Source organism: Streptomyces sp. NPDC006265 (genome assembly GCF_040613555.1).
Classification (GTDB): Bacteria; Actinomycetota; Actinomycetes; order Streptomycetales; family Streptomycetaceae; genus Streptomyces.
Genome location: NZ_JBEXSH010001180.1, coordinates 1 through 2194 on the forward strand (window position 1 = coordinate 1; position 2194 = coordinate 2194).

A 2194-nucleotide genomic window follows, 5' to 3' on the forward strand; every position below is an offset into this window, starting at 1 on the left:
CTGATAGAGGTGTTCGATGGACAGCATCTGGTCGCCGGACAAGGCCCTGCAACTGCTCGAGGAAGCACACGATGAGCTGGACGCCGGCCCCCGGCCATCCGAGGGCGTCCTGGACGCGGTCGGCATGGTGGCCCTGACCGCCGCGTACACCGCCGCCCAAGCCCGCATGCCCTCCGCCGCCGAGCAGTTCGCGTCCCTGGCCGAACAGACCGCGGCCCGCCTCCTCCACGACCGCAGGAGGGGACCGGCACGCGGGGACCTGTCGCCGGCGCAGTGCACGCTGTACCGGGTCGGGATCCACCAGAAGCTCGGCGACATCGACCGCGCCCTGGCGTACGCCGCGAACCTGGAGCCGGCCGTGCTGCCCACGCCTGAGCGCCGAGCCCGCGCGGCGACCGACACCGCCCGCGCCCTGCTGGCGGCCGACGACGTGCCGACCGCGTTCGCCCAACTACAACTCGTAGAACGGGCCGCACCGCTGGAGGCCCGCCGCCCTTCGGTGCGCGCGCTGACGACCGAAGTCGCCGCACGCCGGCCGGACCTACCGGGTCTCACCGCCTTCGCCCGTCGCACCGCCCTCTGACCGCCCCGCCGACCGAACCCCCACCGCGCTCTCCTCGTACAGCTTGATCAGGGTCGAGCAGACCGTGCAGTCTGTTGCCAGGAACTCCTCCAGCTCCGAATGGACGCGGCAGTTGCCAGCTGCGTCGACCGGCCAGCCGTGGCGGTGCTCCAGCCAGTCGTTGTAATAGATGCCAGTCAGCCCGAGGAACTCGTACTGCTCAGTCGGCTGCGTTTCCCACTGCTCGCGTAGCTCGTCCATGAATTCCTGACGGCTCACTGTGCTGTTGTCCTGGGACACAGGTTCTCCTCAAACTTGATTGCGGACACCACGTCCGCATGGAGCCGGGTCCGACTTCTGCAGGCCCGGTTTGGGCGGTGACTCAGCGTGGGCGCGCTCGGTGGCGTTAGCCCAGGTAGTAGGTGTGTGTCGGGCGAAAGGTCGGGTAGAGCAGCTCGAATCCGCCCGGACCCCGCGGGTCGTCGAAGGCGAGCAGCGCCGGGTCGTCCAAGGTGCAGCAGCCACACTTCGGATCCATCCACGTGATGGTGACGTGGGGGAACTCGGCCGACATCTCGCGGATGGCTTCCTCCCACGCTGTCTTATCCTCGTCAAGCCAGTCGTGGCGGGACCCGTCCATGTAGACCCTGTCCAGGCGCTCGGCCCATTCTTCGAATGTCATTCCTGCGGCCTCTCGGTCCTTGTGGTGCTCTGAGTAGCCCGGTCCGGCCCCGGCGAAAAGGGGTGCGGGGGCCGCTGTCGGGCCCGATGGGCCAGACCGTTTTGCCTTGCTTGTGAGGGCTGTGGTGCTCCTGACGGGATTCGAACCCGCGCCAAGTAGGTGAGTTTGGACAACGCGCTTCCCTGCCGGGGGTTGAGGTTCCCCAACCCTGGAGCTTTTGGCTGGCCAGGGCCCGGTCCCGGTGCATCCGCAACCTCTCACCATGACGCCGTTCCGTTTTACGGCCGCTCTGTCCATTGCTGAGCTACAGGAGCCTGTCCGGCCTGATAGCCGGCCCCAACCCCCAGCGGAAGGGGATGTGGGGGTTAGCCGGGTTAGTGCAATACGCGAAACGTGCGCCAGTCGGCCCACTCGATCCAGGCCGGCCACTGCGGAACGCGCCCGTCAAGAAGGCGCGTGGCGCCGTTGAGCTGCTGAAAGTCGAGGAGTCGCACACGTCGGGTGGCGGTGTAGAGCACGGTCTGGGAGTCGACCATGAGCGAATCGTCGACCTCTACCAGCTTTCCGATGTGCTCAGCCGACAGGACAGCAAGGGTTGTGCCCATATCAGGTGCTGCTCCTTGGTGGTGGTTGGGTCCGGCCCCGGGCCGCTGTGGAGGGGGCGTGGCCAGCGGCGTGGGACTCCGGTGCTCAGGGGCTGCTCAGGGTCTGGGGTGGGGGCGCGGACAGGTCTCCATCCTGTATCTCCGCCTTGCGGGCGGGCTCTCTGCTGTTGAGCTACCGCACCCCCGGCCCGGCCGTGGAGCAGTGGTCGGTCCTCCGTCACTTGACGGGGCCCGACCGTGGGGGAGTTACTCCCGTTCGGGGATCTGAGGGCCCGGCCCCGGGCCCCCGGGTGGAGGGGGTCTGGGAGCCTGGGGCCGGGCTGTGGTGGGCACGGGCGGCCCTCC

The 2194-nt window shown here is 68.4% G+C and carries 4 protein-coding genes and 1 tRNA gene; 1 reads left to right on the forward strand and 4 read right to left on the reverse strand.

Annotated elements, in window-relative coordinates:
- Nucleotides 1–16: 16 nt before the first annotated feature.
- Nucleotides 17–583 (forward strand): hypothetical protein, encoded by a 567-nt coding sequence (locus tag ABZ281_RS46775; RefSeq protein WP_356664641.1) that lies wholly within the window; start codon nt 17–19, stop codon nt 581–583.
- On the opposite strand, the gene ABZ281_RS46780 is transcribed toward ABZ281_RS46775, so the two are convergent.
- The 4 genes from ABZ281_RS46780 to ABZ281_RS46795 form a co-directional block, all read right to left on the reverse strand.
- Nucleotides 542–862, reverse strand: coding sequence for a hypothetical protein (locus tag ABZ281_RS46780; protein WP_356664643.1), 321 nt, complete (start codon nt 860–862; stop codon nt 542–544). The genes ABZ281_RS46775 and ABZ281_RS46780 overlap by 42 nt on opposite strands.
- Before the next feature lie 106 nt (nt 863–968).
- Entirely contained in the window at nt 969–1244 is a 276-nt protein-coding gene (locus ABZ281_RS46785) for a hypothetical protein (RefSeq protein WP_356664645.1), read from the reverse strand.
- Between the two features lie 374 nt (nt 1245–1618).
- Complete coding sequence (locus tag ABZ281_RS46790) at nt 1619–1849, reverse strand: hypothetical protein (protein WP_356664647.1); 231 nt, start codon at nt 1847–1849, stop codon at nt 1619–1621.
- A gap of 109 nt (nt 1850–1958) precedes the next feature.
- Nucleotides 1959–2031: transfer RNA gene (locus tag ABZ281_RS46795), tRNA-Cys, on the reverse strand.
- Nucleotides 2032–2194 lie beyond the last annotated feature (163 nt).